The organism is Cellulomonas endophytica, assembly GCF_004123805.1.
GTDB lineage: Bacteria > Actinomycetota > Actinomycetes > Actinomycetales > Cellulomonadaceae > Cellulomonas > Cellulomonas endophytica.
Map to the genome: position 1 here is coordinate 88,517 of NZ_RWJX01000001.1, position 17,952 is coordinate 106,468.

Below are 17,952 nucleotides of genomic sequence, written 5' to 3' on the forward strand. Positions count from 1 at the left end.
CGGCACGCGGCAGGACGACGACGAGGGCCCCGGGGCAGCTGCCCCGGGGCCCTCGTCGTGCGTGTGCCGACCGTCGGCCCCCCGGTGGGGGTCAGGCGATGCGGCCCCGCTCGTTCTCGTCGCCGATCTTGTGGACGAGGATCGTGTTGGTGGAGCCGACGACGCCCACGGGGGTGCCGGCGACGACGACCACGTAGTCGCCCGGCTGGGCGAGCCCGGAGCGCTGCAGCGTCTCGTCGACGTGCTGGACCATGGCGTCCGTGTTCTCGACGTGGGGCACCTGGTACGTCTGCACGCCCCACGAGAGCGAGAGCGTGTTGCGCACCGACGTCTGGGGCGTGAAGGCCAGCAGCGGGATGGCCGAGCGCAGGCGCGACATGCGGCGTGCGGAGTCGCCCGACTGCGTGAAGGTCACGAGGTACTTGACCCCGAGGTTGTCGCCGATCTCCGCCGCCGCGCGCGTGATGGCGCCACCGCGGGTGTGGGGGGTGGAGCCGAGCGGCGCGATGCGCTCCCGGCCCAGCTCCTCCGTGTTCTCGACGATCCGCGCCATCGTGCGGACGGCCTCGATGGCGTAGTCCCCGACGGACGTCTCGCCGGAGAGCATGACCGCGTCGGCGCCGTCGAGGATGGCGTTGGCGCAGTCGGACACCTCGGCGCGCGTCGGGCGCGGGTTGGTGATCATCGACTCGAGCACCTGCGTGGCGACGATGACCGGCTTCGCGTTGCGTCGGGCCAGCTCCACCGCGCGCTTCTGCACGAGCGGCACCTGCTCCAGCGGGAGCTCGACGCCCAGGTCGCCGCGGGCGACCATGATGCCGTCGAAGGCCGCGACGATCTCCTGGAGGTTGTCGACGGCCTGCGGCTTCTCGATCTTGGCGATGACCGGGACGACCCGGTTCTCCTCCTCCATGATCCGGCGCACGTCGTCGTAGTCCGCGGCGGTCCGGACGAAGGACAGCGCGATGAAGTCCGCGCCGGTCCGGAGCGCCCAGCGCAGGTCCTCCTCGTCCTTGTCGCTCATCGCGGGGACGGACACCGCGACGCCGGGGAGGTTGAGGCCCTTGTTGTTCGAGACGGGCCCGGCCACCTCGACGCGGGTGACGACGCGGGGGCCCTCGACCGCCGTGACGCGGACCATGACCTTGCCGTCGTCGATGAGGATCGGGTCGCCGACGCGCGCGTCGCCCGGCAGGCCCTTGTGCGTCGTGGAGACGAGCTCCTTCGTGCCCGGCACGTCCTCGGTCGTGATGGTGAAGACGTCGCCGACCTGGAGGTCGTGCTTGCCCTCGGTGAACCGGCCGAGGCGGATCTTCGGGCCCTGGAGGTCGACGAGGACCGCGACCGAGCGGCCCGACGCCTGCGCCGCGGCGCGGACGTTGTCGTACACGCGCTTGTGGACCTCGGTGTCCCCGTGGCTGCGGTTGAGGCGGGCGACGTCCATGCCGGCGTCGACGAGCGCCTGGATCTGCTCGGGGGACTCGGTCGCCGGACCGATGGTGCAGACGATCTTGGCTCTACGCATGGGGCCGAGCCTAAGCCACCGCGGCCCTGCGACCGGGCCGGACGTCCCGGGGCGAGACGCCCGCGCCGCCGGTACCGTGCCCGGCCCCGGGGAGGGGCGGGCAGGGCGCCGGCGGCGCGGAGGGGTCGGGTACCCCCGGGGTCAGGGGCGCAGGGCCGTCGTGCTGGCCCGCACGGGGGCCGGCAGCTCCGTGGTGCCCGAGAGGAACTCGTCGACGGCGGCGGCGGCGGCCCGGCCCTCGGCGATCGCCCACACGATGAGCGACTGCCCGCGCCCGGCGTCGCCGGCGACGAAGACGCCCGGGCGCGAGGACGCGAAGTCGTCGCGGCGGGCGAACGAGCCCCGCGGCGTGAGCTCGAGGCCGAGCTGCGCGACCGCGTGCTCCGTCTCCGGCCCCGTGAAGCCCATCGCGATGAGCACGAGGTCGGCGGGGACGTCGGTCTCCGTGCCCGACCGCGGCGCGCGGGTGCCGTCCGGGCGGTACTCCGTCTCCGCGAGCCGCAGGTACCGCACGTGGCCCGCGTCGTCGCCCTCGCCCCCGACGAATCCCACGGTCGAGGCCAGGTACTGGCGCTCGCCGCCCTCCTCGTACGAGGACGACACCTCGTAGACGACCGGGTCGACCGGCCACGGCTGGTCCGCGGGGCGCTCCTCCGGCGGCCGCTTGCCGATGGCGAGCGTCGTCACCGACGCCGCGCCCTGGCGCAGGGCCGTGCCGACGCAGTCCGAGCCCGTGTCGCCGCCGCCGATGACGACGACGTGGAGGCCCTCGGCCGAGATGGGGGTGCGCTCCAGCCGCCCGGCGACGACGGCGTTGGCCGGCTGGAGGAACTCCATGGCCGGGTGGATGCCCACGAGCTCGCGCCCGGGCAGCCGCAGCTCGCGCGGCACCGTCGCCCCTGTGGCGACGACGATCGCGTCGTAGCGCGCGTGCAGCGCCTCCCACGAGATGTCGACGCCCACGTGCACCCCGGGCCGGAAGCGCGTGCCCTCGGCCTCCATCTGCGCCAGCCGGCGGTCGATGTGGTGCTTCTCGAGCTTGAAGTCCGGCACCCCGTAGCGCAGGAGGCCGCCGATGGCGTCGTCGCGCTCGTAGACGGCGACGGTGTGGCCGGCGCGGGTGAGCTGCTGCGCCGCCGCCAGGCCCGCGGGCCCGGAGCCGACGACCGCCACGGTGTGCCCCGTGAGGCGCTGCGGCACCTGGGGCGTCACGCGGCCGGCCGCGAAGGCCTCGTCGATGATCGAGACCTCGACCTGCTTGATGGTCACCGCGGGCTGGTTGATGCCCAGCACGCACGACGACTCGCACGGCGCCGGGCAGATGCGCCCCGTGAACTCCGGGAAGTTGTTCGTCGCGTGCAGGCGCTCGATGGCGTCCGTCCACTGCCCGCGCCACACGAGGTCGTTCCACTCGGGGATGAGGTTCCCCAGCGGGCACCCGTTGTGGCAGAAGGGCACGCCGCAGTCCATGCAGCGGCCGGCCTGGCGGCCGATCGTCGGGTCCTGCGACGGCCGGACGGCCAGGTGGTCGTGCACCTCCGACCAGTCCATGAGCCGCACCGGCACGGGCCGGGTCGGCGGGAGCTCGCGCTCCCGGACCTTGAGGAAGCCTCGGGGGTCAGCCATGCGCCAGCTCCAGGATCTCGTTCCACACGCCCGGCGCCATGGGGTCCATGCCGCGCTCCGCGGCGGTCGCCAGGGCACGGCGGATCCGGGCGTACTCCTCCGGCAGCAGCCGCGTGAAGCGGTGCCGCCAGCCGGCCGCGTCGGACAGCAGCGCCTCGGCGACGAGCGAGCCCGTCTCCTCCGCGTGCAGCCGCAGCAGCCGCTCGACGGTCGCGGCGTCCTCGTCGTCCAGGGGGTCGAGGCCGACCTCGCCGGCGGCGGACTGCAGGTTGAGCTGCCCGCGGTCCAGGTCGAGCACGTACGCCACGCCGCCGGACATGCCCGCGGCGAGGTTGCGGCCCGTGGGCCCCAGGACGAGGACGGTGCCGCCCGTCATGTACTCCAGCGCGTGGTCGCCCACGCCCTCGACGACGAACGTCGCGCCCGAGTTGCGGACGGCGAAGCGCTCCCCGACGAGGCCGGACAGCAGGAGCTCGCCCGCCGTCGCCCCGTAGCCGAGGACGTTGCCCGCCACGACGTGCCGGTGCGGCGCGAGCTGTGCGCTGCGGTCCGGCCGGACGACGACGCGCCCGCCGGACAGCCCCTTGCCGACGTAGTCGTTCGCGTCGCCCTCGAGGCGCAGCGTGATGCCGCGCGGCAGGAAGGCGCCGAAGGACTGGCCCGCCGAGCCGGTCAGCGTGACGTCGATGGTCCCGGGCGGCAGGCCGTCGCCGCCGTGGCGGCGGGTGACCTCGTGCCCGAGCATCGTGCCGACCGTGCGGTTGACGTTGCGCACGGGCAGGGAGATGCGCACGGGCTCGCCGCGCTCGAGGGCGTCGGCGCTCAGCGCGATGAGCCGCTGGTCCAGGGCCCGGTCCAGGCCGTGGTCCTGCGACCGCGAACGGTGCAGCGTCGAGCCCGGCGCGGGCTCCGGCGCGGCGAGGACGGGGGCGAGGTCGAGCCCGGCCGCCTTCCAGTGGTCCACGGCGCGCCGCGCGTCGAGCAGGTCGACGCGGCCGACGGCCTCCTCGAGGCTGCGCAGGCCGAGCGCGGCCAGCCCCTCGCGCACCTGCTGGGCGAGGAACTCGAAGAACGTCACGACGAACTCGGGCCTGCCCGTGAAGCGCGCGCGCAGCTCGGGGTTCTGGGTGGCGACGCCGACGGGGCAGGTGTCGAGGTGGCAGACGCGCATCATGATGCAGCCCGACACGACGAGCGGCGCCGTGGCGAAGCCGAACTCCTCCGCGCCGAGCAGCGCCCCGACGAGCACGTCGCGGCCCGTCTTCAGCTGCCCGTCGACCTGCACCGACACGCGGTCGCGCAGGTCGTTGAGCACGAGGGTCTGCTGCGTCTCCGCCAGGCCGATCTCCCACGGCGTGCCGGCGTGCTTGAGCGACGTCAGCGGGCTCGCGCCCGTGCCGCCGTCGTGGCCGGCGATGAGCACGACGTCCGCGTGCGCCTTCGCGACCCCCGCCGCCACCGTGCCGACGCCGAACTCGCTCACGAGCTTGACGTGCACGCGCGCCCGGGGGTTCGCGTTCTTCACGTCGTGGATGAGCTGCTTGAGGTCCTCGATGGAGTAGATGTCGTGGTGCGGGGGCGGCGAGATGAGACCCACGCCGGGCGTCGAGTGCCGCGTCCGCGCGATCCACGGGTACACCTTGTGGCCGGGCAGCTGGCCGCCCTCGCCGGGCTTGGCGCCCTGGGCGAGCTTGATCTGGATGTCGTCGGCGAACGTGAGGTACTCGCTCGTCACGCCGAAGCGGCCGGACGCCACCTGCTTGATGGCGGAGCGGCGCTCGGGGTCGTGCAGGCGCTCGGCGTCCTCGCCGCCCTCGCCCGTGTTCGAGCGCGCGCCGAGGCGGTTCATCGCGATCGCCAGGGTCTCGTGCGCCTCGGCGGAGATGGAGCCGTAGGACATCGCCCCGGTGTTGAAACGCTTGACGATCTCGGAGACCGGCTCGACCTCCTCGATCGGCACGGGCGGCAGGACGCCCTCCTTGAGCTGCAGCAGCCCGCGCAGCGTCATGAGGCGCTCGGCCTGCTGGTCGACGCGGTCCGTGTACTCGCGGAACACGTCGTACTGGCGCGAGCGCGTCGCGTGCTGGAGGCGGAAGACCGTCTCGGGGTCGAAGAGGTGGTCCTCGCCGTCGCGGCGCCACTGGTACTCCCCGCCGGAGGCGAGCCGCTGGTGGGCCAGCCGGTTGCCGGAGGCCGGGTAGGCGTCGGCGTGGCGCGCGGCCACCTCGGCGGCGACGACGTCCAGGCCGATGCCGCCCAGCCGGCTCGTCGTGCCCGTGAAGTACCGGTCGACCAGGGCCTGCGACAGGCCGATGGCCTCGAACACCTGCGCGCCGCGGTAGGAGGCGATGGTGGAGATGCCCATCTTCGACATCACCTTGAGGACGCCCTTGCCGAGCGCCTTGATGAGGTTGGCCACCGCCTTCTCGGGGGCGATGTCGATGTAGCCCGAGCGGGCCATGTCCTCGACGGTCTCCATCGCGAGGTACGGGTTGACCGCCGCCGCGCCGTAGCCGATGAGCAGCGCGACGTGGTGGACCTCGCGCACGTCGCCCGCCTCGACCACCAGCGAGATCTGCGTGCGGGTGTGCCGGCGCAGCGTGTGGTGGTGCACGGCCGACAGCAGCAGCAGCGACGGGATGGGCGCGAGCTCGGCGTCGGAGTTGCGGTCGGACAGCACGAGGAAGCTCACGCCGTCGGCGATGGCCGCGTCGACCTCGTCGAAGATCTCCTCGAGCCGCTGCTCGAGGGCCTCGCCGCCGCCGGAGGCCCGGTACAGGCCGCGGATCGTCGTCGCGCGGAAGCCGTGCCGCGGCTCGCGCTGGACGTGGACGATCTTGGCGAGCTGGTCGTTGTCGAGGACAGGGAAGGGCAGCACGAGCTTGCGCGCGTGCTCCGGCCCGTCGGCCAGCAGGTTCGGCTCGGGGCCGATGGCACCGCCGATGGAGGTGACGAGCTCCTCGCGGATCGCGTCCAGCGGGGGGTTCGTCACCTGCGCGAACATCTGCGTGAAGTAGTCGAACAGCAGGCGCGGACGCTGCGAGAGCACCGCGACCGGGGTGTCGGACCCCATGGCGCCCAGCGGCTCGGCCCCCGTGGCCCCCATGGGGCCGAGAATGATCTTGCGCTCCTCCTCCGTGTACCCGAAGGCGCGCTGGCGGCGGCGCACGGACGCGGCGGAGTGGGCGACGTGGTCGCGCTCGGGCAGGTCCTCGAGGTAGACCGAGCTCTCCCGCATCCACTCCGCGTAGGGCCGCTGCTGCGCGAGCTGCCCCTTGACCTCCTCGTCGGGGACGATCCGGCCCGTGCCCGTGTCGACGAGCAGCATCCGGCCCGGCTCGAGGCGGCCCTTCGTGACGATGGTGGCCGGGTCGAGGTCGAGCACGCCGGCCTCCGACGCGCACACGACGAGGCCGTCCTCCGTCACCCAGTAGCGCCCGGGGCGCAGGCCGTTGCGGTCCTGGAGGGACCCGATGAGCGTGCCGTCCGTGAACGTGAGCGCCGCCGGCCCGTCCCAGGGCTCGATGAGGGTGGAGTGGTACTCGTAGAACGCGCGGCGCTCGGGCGACATCGTCGCGTGGTTCTCCCACGCCTCGGGCACCATCATCATGATCGCGTGCGGCAGGCTCCGCCCGGCCAGGTGCAGCAGCTCGAGCACCTCGTCGAAGGAGCCCGAGTCCGAGCCGCCCGGCGTGCAGAACGGGCGCAGCGGGGCCAGGTCCCCCAGCGCCTCCGACGCCATCATCCCCTCGCGCGCGGCGACCCAGTTGCGGTTGCCGCGGACGGTGTTGATCTCGCCGTTGTGCGCGATGAGGCGCATGGGCTGGGCCAGCGGCCACGAGGGGAAGGTGTTCGTCGAGAAGCGCGAGTGCACGAGCGCGAGCTCGCTGGCGTAGCGCGGGTCCGACAGGTCGGCGAAGAACGGCTCGAGCTGCGCGGTCGTGAGCATGCCCTTGTACGTGAGCGTGCGCGAGGACAGCGAGGCGAAGTAGACGCCGAGCTCGTGCTCCGCGCGCCGCCGCAGCCGGTACGTGCGCCGGTCGAGGTCGAGGCCCGAGAGCTCGCGGGCCGGGTCGGCGACGACGAGCTGGCGGAAGAACGGCATGGACGCGCGGGCCGTGGGGCCGACGAGGTCGGCCGTCACCTGCACGTCGCGCCAGGCCAGGACGTCGAGCTTCTCCTCGGCCGCCAGCGCCTCGAGGCGGGCGCACGCGGTGGCGCGCTCGTCCTCGTCGCGCGGCAGGAACGCCATGCCGATGGCGTAGCGGCCCACCGCCGGCAGGTCCGCGTGCACGACGTCGCGCAGGAACGCGTCGGGGATCTGCGTGAGGATCCCCGCGCCGTCGCCCGAGTCGATCTCGGCGCCGACCGCGCCGCGGTGGTCGAGGTTGAGCAGCGCCGTCAGACCGGCGTCCACGATGTCCCGGCCGGGCGTGCCGCGCAGCGTGGCCACGAAGGCGAAGCCGCAGGCGTCGTGCTCCGCCGCGGGGTCGTAGAGACCCTGGGCGTGCGGGGCACGACCCATCGCGGGGCCGTCGGGGGCCGCAGACGTCGTCGACATAGCACCGTCCTCACAGGGGCCCTCACGGACCCGTCGAGCAGGGGAACGCGGGGACGTCGTCGGCCCACATGTGGGGGCGACGATACAGCCACCGCGAGGGGCCCTCGTCGGCGTCCCACGCATCGGGTCAGCAGGGTCACAGCGCCCCACCGGCACGGGTCCGGCACGGGTCCGGCACGGGTCCGGCACGGGTCCGGCACGGGTCCGGCACGGGTCCGGCACCGGTCCGGCACCGGTCCGGCACGGGGGACGCAGGGGTGCGAGCCGCGGAGGAACCGGCGCGCCGCGCCCCGGGCGGGGGCGGTCGGCGTCCGGAGCCGGCGCCGCGTCAGGCGCGGGGTCGTCCCGCCGCCGTGCCGTCGGGGCCCTCGGTCCCGGCGTCCGACGCCGAGAGGGCGGTGGCCCCGGCGCGGCCGTCGGGGTCGGCGGCAGGGTCGACACCAGGCCCGGCGGCGGCGTCGGCGTCCGGGGCGGCGTCGGTGTCGGTGTCCGTGGCGTCGAGCGGCCGACCGTCGAGGCGCACCGTCGTGTCCCGGCCGGGGTGCCGTCGCCCGACGAGCACGAAGGCCACGAGCGCGCCGACGCACACGACCAGCGAGACCCATACGTTGACGCGCAGGCCCGCGATCTCGTGCGCCTCGTCGATCCGCAGCGCCTCGATCCACAGCCGGCCCGCGGTGTAGAGGACGACGTAGAGCCAGAAGACGCGGCCGTGCCCCCAGCTCCGGCGACGGTCCAGCCACACGATGAGCGCCGCGGCCGCGAGGTTCCACACCAGCTCGTACAGGAAGGTCGGGTGGAACAGCGTTCCGGAGGCGTAGCCGGCGGGCAGGTGCGCGTCGTCGATGCGCAGCCCCCACGGCAGGTCCGTCGGGCCGCCGAAGAGCTCCTGGTTGAACCAGTTGCCGAGCCGCCCGACCGCCTGGGCGACGAGCAGCCCCGGCGCCAGCGCGTCGGCGAACGGCGCCAGGCGCAGGCCCTGGCGCCGGCACCCGATCAGGGCGCCGACGGCGCCGAGCGCCACCGCGCCCCAGATGCCGAGGCCGCCCTCCCAGATGGCGAACGCGCGCAGGGGCTCGCCGCCCTCGCCGAAGTACGCGTCCGGCGAGGTGATGAGGTGGTAGATGCGCCCGCCGACGATGCCGAACGGCACCGCCCAGAAGACGATGTCGAGGATCTGGTCGCGGTGACCCCCGCGTGCCTCCCAGCGCCGCTGCGTGATGAGCGTCGCCAGGACGATGCCGGCGAGGATGAAGAGGGCGTAGGCCCGCAGGGGCAGGGGCCCCAGGTGCCAGACGCCCTGCGACGGGCTGGGGATCGCGGCGACGACCGGGGCGAGGGCCGCGGCGACGCTCATGCGGCGCCGCCCGCGGGCCGGTGCGCGCCGCGGACGCCCGCGGCGAGGCCGGCCACGACGCCCTGGAGCGCGGTGATCCCTGCCGCCGGCGTGGCGGCGTCCGTCAGCGCACGGACGAGCGCCGACCCGACGATGACCCCGTCGGCGAAGGCCGCGACCTGCGCCGCCTGCTCCCCCGTCGAGACGCCCAGACCGACGCAGACCCGGGCGGCGCCCGCCGCGCGCGTCTGCGCCACCAGCCCCTCCGCCCCGGTGCCCACGCTCGCGCGCTCGCCCGTCACGCCCATCGTCGAGGCGGCGTACACGAACCCGCGCGACGCGGCCGCGGTGCTCGCGAGCCGCTGCGGCGAGGAGCTGGGGGCGACGAGGAACACGCGGTCCAGCCCGTGCGCGTCGGACGCGGCCAGCCACTCCCCCGCCTCGTCGGGAACGAGGTCCGGGGTGATGAGGCCGGCGCCGCCCGCCGCAGCGAGGTCGCGGGCGAAGGCGTCGACGCCGTAGCGCAGGACGAGGTTCCAGTAGGTCATGACGAGCACGGGGGCACCCGCGTCGGCCGTGGCCTCCACGGCGGCCAGCGTGTCGCGCACCTTCGTGCCCCCCGCCAGCGCCGCCTCGACCGCCCGCTGGATGAGCGGCCCGTCCATGACGGGGTCGGAGTACGGCATGCCGAGCTCGACCACGTCCACACCGGCGTCGACCATCGCCCGCACCGCGTCCACGGACCCCGGCACGGTCGGGAAGCCGACGGGCAGGTAGCCGACGAGGGCCGCCCGCCCGGCGCGATCGGGCCCGCCCGCGCGCAGGGCGTCGAGGTGCTCGCCCGTGCGGGACCGGACGGTGGCGCCGGCGGCCGGCACCACCGACGGTGCCGGCGCGGCGGGGGCGTCCCCGGTGACGGCGGTGCTCACAGCTGCTCCCCCTCGCCCGCGTGCAGGCGCTCCTCGTCGTCGATGAGGTCGAACCAGGCCGCCGCGGTGGCGACGTCCTTGTCCCCCCGGCCCGAGAGGTTGATGACGAGCACGGGCTCGCCGCCGTCCGGCCGGCCGGCCGCGAGCAGCTCCGGGCCGACCGCGAGGGCGCCGGCCAGGGCGTGCGCCGACTCGATCGCCGGGATGATCCCCTCCGTCCGGCACAGGAGGCGGAAGGCCTGCATGGCCTCGGCGTCCGTCACGGGCCGGTAGTCCACACGCCCGATCTCGTGCAGCCAGGCGTGCTCGGGCCCGACGCTGGGATAGTCCAGCCCGGCGGACACGGAGTGGCTGGCGCGGGTCTGGCCGTCCTCGTCCTGCAGGACGTAGGAGCGGGTGCCCTGGAGCACGCCGGGGCTCCCGCCGGAGAAGCGCGCCGCGTGCAGCCCCGAGGAGATGCCGTGCCCACCGGCCTCGAAGCCGAAGAGGCGCACCCCGGGCTCGTCGAGGAACGCGTTGAAGATGCCCATGGCGTTCGAGCCGCCGCCGACGCAGGCGAGGACGGCGTCCGGCAGGCCGCCGGTGATGTCGAGCACCTGCGCGCGCGCCTCCTCGCCGATGACGGAGTGGAAGTCGCGCACCATCTCGGGGAACGGGTGCGGCCCCGTGACGGTGCCGAGGAGGTAGTGCGTGCGGTCGACGCTGGCCACCCAGTCGCGCAGCGCCTCGTTGATGGCGTCCTTGAGCGTGCGCGAGCCGGTGGTGACGGGCACCACCGTCGCGCCGAGGAGCTGCATGCGGGCGACGTTGAGCGCCTGCCGCTGCGTGTCCTCCTCGCCCATGTAGACGACGCACTCCAGGTCGAGGAGCGCCGCGGCCGTCGCGGTGGCCACCCCGTGCTGGCCCGCGCCGGTCTCGGCGATGACGCGCGTCTTGCCCATGCGCTTCACCAGGAGCGCCTGCCCCAGCACGTTGTTGATCTTGTGCGAACCCGTGTGGTTGAGGTCCTCGCGCTTGAGGAACACGCGCACCCCGGGCGAGACGTGCGCGGCGAAGCGCGGCACCTCCGTCAGCGGGTTGGGCCGGCCCGTGTAGGTGGCGTGCAGCCGGGCGAGCTCCGCCTGGAAGGACGGGTCGTCCCGGGCCTCGTGGTAGGCGGCGTCGAGCTCGTCGAGCGCCGCGATGAGGGCCTCGGGCACGTAGCGGCCGCCGAAGTCGCCGAAGTACGGGCCCGTCTGCGTGGCCAGCGGGCCCGTGGCGCGCACGGGCGTGCTCGCGGCGCTCGGGGGCGTCGTCGGGACGTCGGCGCCGGCGCCCGCCGGGCTGCCCTCGGGCGTGGGCCGGCCGTCGCGCACGGGGGTCGCCGTGCCGTGGGGGGTCACTGCCGCACCGCCCGCAGGGAGGGGTGGGCGCCGGCGGCGACGAGGTCGGCCACGGACTGGCGCGGCGCGTCGTCCGTCACGAGGGCCTCGCCGACGAGGACGACGTCCGCGCCGGCGCGGGCGTACTCCATGACGTCGCGCGGGCCGCGGACGCCGGACTCCGCCACCTTGACGACGTCGGAGGGGATGGCCGGGGCGACCCGGTGGAAGGTCGTGCGGTCCACCTCCAGGGTGCGCAGGTCGCGGGCGTTCACCCCCACGACGCGGGCCCCGGCGTCGACCGCGCGGGCCGCCTCGTCCTCGTCGTGGACCTCGACCAGCGCCGTCATCCCCAGGGAGTGGACCCGGTCGACGAGCGACTCGAGCACCGTCTGCTCCAGGGCCGCGACGATGAGGAGCACGAGGTCGGCCCCGTGGGCGCGCGCCTCCCACACCTGGTAGGGCGTCACGACGAAGTCCTTGCGCAGGACGGGCACGTCGACGGCGTGGCGGACCGCGTCGAGGTCGTCGAGGGACCCGTTGAAGCGGCGGCGCTCCGTCAGCACGGAGATGGCGGCGGCGCCCCCGCGCTCGTACTCCCGCGCCAGGGCGGCCGGGTCCTGGATGGTGGCGAGGGCGCCCTTGCTCGGGCTCGACCGCTTCACCTCGGCGATGACGGTGACGGCGTCCGTGCGCTTGAGGACGTCCACGCAGGCGCCGGCGGACTCCCGGCGCGCGGCGAGCTCCTTGAGCCGCTCGAGGGGCGTGACCGCCTCGCGTTCCGCCAGGTCCTGCCGGACGCCGGCGACGATCTCGTCCAGAACGGTCATGGGACCCCCCTCTCCGCGCGGCGCGCTCACCGCGTCGTGCCCTCCCCTGGCGGCACCCGCCCGCCGGGCCGGCGGGTCGTCTCCCCGCCGTCCGACGGCGTGCGCGCCGATCCGGTCATCGTAGGGGCAGGCCCCGACACGCCGGTCACGCGTCCACCGGCGCCCGTCCGCCCCCTCTCAGCCTGCGGCCGCCGGCCCCAGCAGCGGGACGAGCGCGGGGACGTTGCGCAGGACACCGAGGACGACCAGAGCGACGACCAGCGCGAGCGCCGTGCGCGGCCCGACGACGGGCACGGCCCGGGGGCGGCGCAGCCACCGCAGCCCCAGGACGACCGCGACGGGCGCGAGCAGGACCACGGCGGGGTTCATGCCCCAGGCGGCCGCGAGGTCGAGGTGCGCGAGGTCGTGGACGGCGCGCAGCCCCCCGCACAGCGGGCAGGACAGCCCCGTCAGCGCACGCAGGGGGCAGGGCGGGTAGAGCCCCGTGGTGCGGGGGTCCGCCGCGGCGAGCACCACGGTGCCGACCGTGGCGAGGCCGGCCAGGAGGAGCGGCTCGCGCCGCGCACGCACGGCCGCGCGGGCCCGGGACGTCCGTCCGGGCACCGCTGCCGGGGACGCCGTCACCGGGGGCGCCGCGGGGGGCCGGGGGTCAGTGGGAGCGGCCCGCGCGGCGGGCCGCCTCCTCCTTCGCCTTCGTGCGCTCGCCGCCCTGGCCGAAGCCGGCGCTCTTGAGCACCCGGCCGAGCACGAGACCGACGGCGATGACGCCCATGCCGACCCAGAAGAGCCAGACCAGGGCGAAGATCGTCGCGACGCTCGCGACCACGGCACCGCCGAGCACGAACCAGACCGTCGTCCACGCCGCCGTCGTGTGCCCGTGGTTCGTCGGGGGCACGGCCTTCGGCAGGTGCACGGCCTCCGTGCGCGTGACGTTCTGGGCGCGGTGCGCCAGCGAGTTGTCCACCATGACCGTCGTGCTCCTCCGTGCTCGAGTGGGCACACCCTAACCGACCGCCGGGCGTCGCCGCCGGTCAGCCCCGTGGCCCGCCGCGGCCGGGCGGGCCCGTCAGCTCGGGTCCTCGCCCCGGCTCAGGCGGTCCCACGCAGCCCGTTCGTCGACCGTCGCAGCCGGGGCCGCGCCCGCGCCGGGGCCTCCCGCGCCGGGGCCTCCCGTGCCGGCGCCTCCCGTGCGGGCGCGCCGCCCGTCGGCGACCGGTCCCGTCGCGCCGGCGCCCGTGGTGCCCGTCCCCGCCGCGGCGGGGCGCGCCCGCTCGTGGCGCGCGGACGGCACCGACCAGCTCCGTCCCGCCCGCACGAGGGCCGGGCCGGCCAGCGCCGCGAGCACGCCGACGGCGACCGCGGCCCAGACGACCGGCGAGACCGTCACACCTCCGGCGAGCGTGCCCACGCCGGTGCGCGCGGCGGCGGCGTCCTCCGCCAGGCGCCGGGCGGCGCCGGGGACCCCCGCCGCCACGGCGACGGCGGCGACGCCGGCGGCCGTGACGACGAGGCCCACGAGCCAGCGCCCGGCCCGCCCGACGAGCGCCACCGCGAGCGCGCACGCCGCCAGCACGAGGGCGAGCGCCGGCAGCGCCGGGGCCGCGGCCGTCCCCCCGACGCCCACGGCGACCCGCTCGCCGAGCGCGGTGGTCGTCGAGGACGTCACCCAGTCCGGCGCGCCGAGCACGCCGAGGGCCGCGGCCAGCGCGAGGAGCGCCACGGCCACCTGCCGCCGCCCGCCGCGCCCGGGCCGCGGCTCCCGCGGCCCCGCCACCCCTGCCCCGCTCACCCCGCGGCGCCCCGCAGGCGCGCGGCGATCTGCACCGCGCGCACCGCGGCGGCGGCCTTCGAGCGCGACTCCTCGTACTCCGTCACCGGGACGGAGTCGGCGACGATCCCGGCACCGGCCTGCACGCTCGCGCGGCCCTCGCGCACGAGCGCCGTGCGGATGGCGATGGCCATGTCCATGTCGCCCGCGAAGTCGAAGTAGCCCACGGTGCCGCCGTACAGGCCGCGGCGGGTGGGCTCCAGCTCGTCGATGAGGGCGATCGCGCGCGGCTTCGGCGCCCCCGACAGCGTGCCGGCGGGGAAGGTCGCGGTGAACGCCTCCAGGGCGGTGGCACCGGGCCGCAGCCGGCCGACGACGGTCGAGCAGATGTGCATGATGTGGCTGTAGCGCCGCACCGCCATGAACTCCACGACCTCCACGGAGCGCGGGTCGCAGACCTTGACGAGGTCGTTGCGCGAGAGGTCGACGAGCATGATGTGCTCGGCCCGCTCCTTGGGGTCGGCGAGCACCTCGTCGCCCAGCCGGCGGTCCTCCTCCGGCGTCGCGCCGCGGGGCCGCGACCCGGCGATGGGGAACGTCGTGACGTGCCCGTCCGCGACCTTGACGAGCGTCTCCGGGCTCGAGCCCACGACGGCGAGGTCCCGGCCGTCGGCGTCCTGGAGGTGGACGCAGAACATGTAGGGGCTGGGGTTGAGCGTGCGCAGCACGCGGTAGACGTCGATGGGGTCGGCGGGGCAGTCGAGGTCGAGGCGCTGGGAGAGCACCACCTGGAACACGTCGCCGTCCCGGATGGCGCGCTGGCCGGCGAGCACCGCCCTCTCGAAGTCCGCCCGGCTCGTGCGGAACTCGAGCGCGGGCTCCGGCACGTCCGCCAGGCCGGCGAGCGCCGCGGGAGCGGGCGTCGCGAGCGCGCGGTGCATCGCCTCGACGCGGCCGAGGGCGTCGGCGTACGCCTCGTCCACCCGGTCGTCCGTGCCGTCCGTGTTCACCGCGTTCGCGACGAGCCACACGGACCCGTCGTGGTGGTCGACGACCGCGAGGTCCGTCGCGAGCAGGAGGCAGACCTCGGGCACGTCGAGGTCGTCCACCGCGTCGGCGGGCAGCGTCGGCTCCCAGTGCCGCACGACGTCCCAGCCCAGGGCCCCGACGAGGCCGCCGGTGAGGGTCGGCAGCCCCGGGATGCGCGGGGTGGCGAGGACCTCCAGCGTGCGCGCGAGCACCTCCAGCACGTCCCCGGACGTCGGCACCCCGGCGGGCACCTCCCCGGTCCACACCGCGGACCCGTCGCGCACGGTCAGCGTCGCGCTCGAGCGCACCCCGACGAAGGAGTACCGGCCCCAGGTGCCGTCGGACTCGGCGGACTCCAGCACGAAGGTGCCGGGGCGGCCGGCCGCGAGCGTGCGGAAGAGCCCGACGGGGGTGACGTCGTCCGCGAGGAGGCGCCGCACGACCGGCACGACCCGGCGGTCCCGCGCCAGCGTGCGGAAGCCCTCGAGGTCCGGCCACGTCCCGCCCCAGGGCAGCACGGCCGCCCCGGCCTCGACCCGGGCCCGCTCGTCCTCCGCCGTCGCCGCGCTCACCGCGCCACCTCCTCGCCGGGACCCGCCACCGCGCCGACCAGGGCGGGCAGCACCCCGCCCGCCTCGAAGCAGGTGCGGGTGCCCGTGTGGCAGGCCGCGCCGACCTGGTCCACCTCGACGAGGAGCGCGTCGCCGTCGCAGTCCAGGCTCACGCGCACCACGTGCTGCACGTGCCCGGAGGTGTCGCCCTTGCGCCAGTACTCCTGCCGCGAGCGGCTCCAGAACGTCACGCGCCCGGAGGTGAGGGTGCGGCCCAGCGCCTCGTCGTCCATCCACCCGAGCATGAGCACCTCGCGCGTGTCGTGCTGCTGCACCACCGCCGCCACGAGGCCGTCGGCGTCGCGCTTGAGGCGCGCGGCGACGGCAGGGTCGAGCGCCGGCGCCGCGGGCGGCGTGCCCGGGGGGTCGGCGAGGGGGGCGGCTGGGGCCTCGGCGGGGTCGTGCGTCACCACGCGGGCATCCTCGCACGCGGCGCCGACGCGCCCCGCCGGGCGTCCGCCGCCCCCGCGGTCACCGCCGTCAGCGCGTCTGCGCGACCCACGCCGCGTGCAGCGCCGCGTAGGTGCCGCCGGCCGCCACGAGGTCCGCGTGCGGCCCCTGCTCGACGACCCGCCCGCCGTCGACGACGACCACCGCGTCCGCCGCCTCCGCCGTGGACAGCCGGTGGGCGATGGTGACGACCGTGCGCCCCGCGGTCAGCCGCGCCAGCGCCTGCGCGATCCGCACCTCCGTGGCCGGGTCCACCGCCGAGGTGGCCTCGTCGAGCACGAGGAGGTCCCCGTCGGCCGCGTGCGCCCGCGCCAGCGCGACGAGCTGGCGCTCCCCGGCGGACATGGACTCCCCGCGCTGCCCGACGGGCGTGGCGGTGCCCGCGGGCAGCTCGTCGACCCACGGCCGCAGGCCGAGCTCGTCGACGACCCGCTCCACCCGGGCCCGCACCTCGTCGGGCGTCAGGCCCTCCTCGCGGAGGCCGTCCGCGACGTTGTCGGCCAGCGTGCCGTCGAAGAGGTAGCCCTCCTGCGGCACGAGCACGACCCGCCGGCGCAGGTCGGGGTCCGGGATGCGCCGCAGGTCGATCCCGTCGAGCAGCACGCGGCCCTCGCGCGGGTCGACGAACCGGGCGACGAGGCGCGCGATCGTCGTCTTGCCCGAGCCCGTGGCGCCGACGACGGCCACGGACGCGCCCGGCGGCACGTCGAGGTCGACGCCGTGCAGCACCGGCGGGCCGTCGGGGTAGCCGTACGTGACGCCCCGCAGCTCGACGCGGGCCGGGCCGCGGGGGGTCACCACCGCCTGGTCCGGCGACGGCTCCGGCACGTCGACCTCCGTCTCGAGCACGCCGAGCACCCGGCGCCACCCCGCGACCGCGTTCTGCATCTCCGAGAGGATCTCCGTCGCCATCTGCACCGGGGTGGTGAAGAGCTGCACGAGGAAGAGGAACGCCAGGAGCCTCCCGACGCTCAGCCGGCCGTCCACGGCCAGCATCGTGCCGACCACGACCACCACGGCCAGCACCCCGGTGGCCACGAGCGTCCCCGAGGAGAAGACGGTCGCGACGAGGTTCTGGGCCCGCACCTGCGCCGCCCGGGTGTCCTCGATCCGGGCGTCGAGGGTGCGCTGCGCGCGGTCCTGGACGCCGTAGGCACGGATCGTCTCCGCGCCGACGACGGACTCCGAGACGGCGGCGAGCATCGCCCCGTAGCGCTCGCGCACCCGGGTGTACCGGCGGTTCACGCGCGGCTGCACCCGGTGCAGCACGAGCGCGAGCGGCACGAACGTCGCCAGCACCACGAGCGTGAGCACCCAGGAGTAGACGCCCATGAGCACCGTCGCCACGGTGACCTGCAGCGTCGAGACCAGGAGCATGAGCCCGCCCCACTGGACGAACAGGGAGATGGTGTCGACGTCGGAGGTCACGCGCGAGACGAGCGCCCCGCGCCGCTCGGTGCCCTGGGTGAGCAGCGAGAGCCGGTGCACGTGGTCGAAGGCCTGGACGCGCAGGGACCGCAGGCCCGCCTCGCTGCGGCGGATGAGCCGGCCGTTGACGACCGTGGTGCACACGCCCGAGACGACGAGGGCCACGGCCGCGGCGGCGACGAGGAGCGCGACGCGGCGGACGTCGGGACCGCCCTCGGCCAGCAGCCCCGTGTCGACCGTCTGCTGGACGGCGAGCGGCACGACGACCCGCCCGGCCGCCGCGAGGACCGCGAGCAGGAGCGTCCAGCCGATGCCCTGGACGAGCACGGGCGAGACCTCGACCGCCCGCCGCAGCGTCGCGCCCACGCCCAGGGTGCTGGCCGGCGCCATGCGCCCGTCGCGCACGCGGGCACCGAGGTCGGCGACGCGGTCGTGCATCCGGTCGTGGGGACGGCCGGGGGCCCGGTCCGGGGTGCCTCTCGAGGCCCTCTCCTGCGT

Annotated in this window: 13 protein-coding genes; all 13 read right to left on the reverse strand. The window is 75.8% G+C overall.

Translation table 11 applies throughout. The annotated features are described in order from the left end of the window. Positions 1 to 91: 91 nt before the first annotated feature. On the reverse strand, positions 92 to 1,525 hold the full coding sequence (gene pyk, locus EJA20_RS00365) for a pyruvate kinase (protein WP_129336191.1): 1,434 nt from the start codon (positions 1,523 to 1,525) through the stop codon (positions 92 to 94). A gap of 141 nt (positions 1,526 to 1,666) precedes the next feature. Next, positions 1,667 to 3,151 carry a glutamate synthase subunit beta gene (locus tag EJA20_RS00370; RefSeq protein WP_129336192.1) on the reverse strand — a complete coding sequence of 495 codons (1,485 nt, stop codon included), beginning with the start codon at positions 3,149 to 3,151 and terminating at the stop codon, positions 1,667 to 1,669. Beyond that, complete coding sequence (gene gltB / locus EJA20_RS00375) at positions 3,144 to 7,712, reverse strand: glutamate synthase large subunit (protein WP_129336193.1); 4,569 nt, start codon at positions 7,710 to 7,712, stop codon at positions 3,144 to 3,146. The genes EJA20_RS00370 and gltB overlap by 8 nt, the downstream gene beginning before the upstream one ends. A 328-nt stretch (positions 7,713 to 8,040) precedes the next feature. Further along, positions 8,041 to 9,069: a prolipoprotein diacylglyceryl transferase gene (gene lgt, locus EJA20_RS00380; RefSeq protein ID WP_129336194.1), complete on the reverse strand. Its 1,029-nt coding sequence runs from the start codon at positions 9,067 to 9,069 to the stop codon at positions 8,041 to 8,043. Continuing rightward, positions 9,066 to 9,872, reverse strand: a complete 807-nt coding sequence (gene trpA, locus EJA20_RS00385; protein WP_240674840.1) for a tryptophan synthase subunit alpha — start codon at positions 9,870 to 9,872, stop codon at positions 9,066 to 9,068. Before trpA ends, lgt begins: the two co-directional genes overlap by 4 nt. A gap of 101 nt (positions 9,873 to 9,973) precedes the next feature. After that, complete coding sequence (trpB, locus tag EJA20_RS00390) at positions 9,974 to 11,242, reverse strand: tryptophan synthase subunit beta (RefSeq protein WP_129336254.1); 1,269 nt, start codon at positions 11,240 to 11,242, stop codon at positions 9,974 to 9,976. Between the two features lie 113 nt (positions 11,243 to 11,355). Further along, positions 11,356 to 12,168, reverse strand: coding sequence for an indole-3-glycerol phosphate synthase TrpC (trpC, locus tag EJA20_RS00395; protein ID WP_129336195.1), 813 nt, complete (start codon positions 12,166 to 12,168; stop codon positions 11,356 to 11,358). Between the two features lie 177 nt (positions 12,169 to 12,345). Beyond that, positions 12,346 to 12,771 carry a DUF2752 domain-containing protein gene (locus tag EJA20_RS00400; RefSeq protein WP_129336196.1) on the reverse strand — a complete coding sequence of 142 codons (426 nt, stop codon included), beginning with the start codon at positions 12,769 to 12,771 and terminating at the stop codon, positions 12,346 to 12,348. 46 nt (positions 12,772 to 12,817) lie between these two features. Continuing rightward, a complete protein-coding gene (locus EJA20_RS00405; RefSeq protein ID WP_129336197.1) occupies positions 12,818 to 13,135 on the reverse strand; it encodes an HGxxPAAW family protein in 318 nt (105 codons plus the stop codon). Positions 13,136 to 13,234: 99 nt separating this feature from the next. Beyond that, complete coding sequence (locus EJA20_RS00410; RefSeq protein ID WP_129336198.1) at positions 13,235 to 13,957, reverse strand: Trp biosynthesis-associated membrane protein; 723 nt, start codon at positions 13,955 to 13,957, stop codon at positions 13,235 to 13,237. Beyond that, positions 13,954 to 15,537 (reverse strand): anthranilate synthase component I, encoded by a 1,584-nt coding sequence (locus tag EJA20_RS00415; RefSeq protein ID WP_420836391.1) that lies wholly within the window; start codon positions 15,535 to 15,537, stop codon positions 13,954 to 13,956. Before EJA20_RS00415 ends, EJA20_RS00410 begins: the two co-directional genes overlap by 4 nt. Then, positions 15,534 to 15,986 carry a phosphoribosyl-AMP cyclohydrolase gene (hisI, locus tag EJA20_RS00420; protein ID WP_129336256.1) on the reverse strand — a complete coding sequence of 151 codons (453 nt, stop codon included), beginning with the start codon at positions 15,984 to 15,986 and terminating at the stop codon, positions 15,534 to 15,536. Before hisI ends, EJA20_RS00415 begins: the two co-directional genes overlap by 4 nt. A 70-nt stretch (positions 15,987 to 16,056) precedes the next feature. Next, on the reverse strand, positions 16,057 to 17,892 hold the full coding sequence (locus tag EJA20_RS00425) for an ABC transporter ATP-binding protein (protein ID WP_129336257.1): 1,836 nt from the start codon (positions 17,890 to 17,892) through the stop codon (positions 16,057 to 16,059). Positions 17,893 to 17,952: the final 60 nt, after the last annotated feature.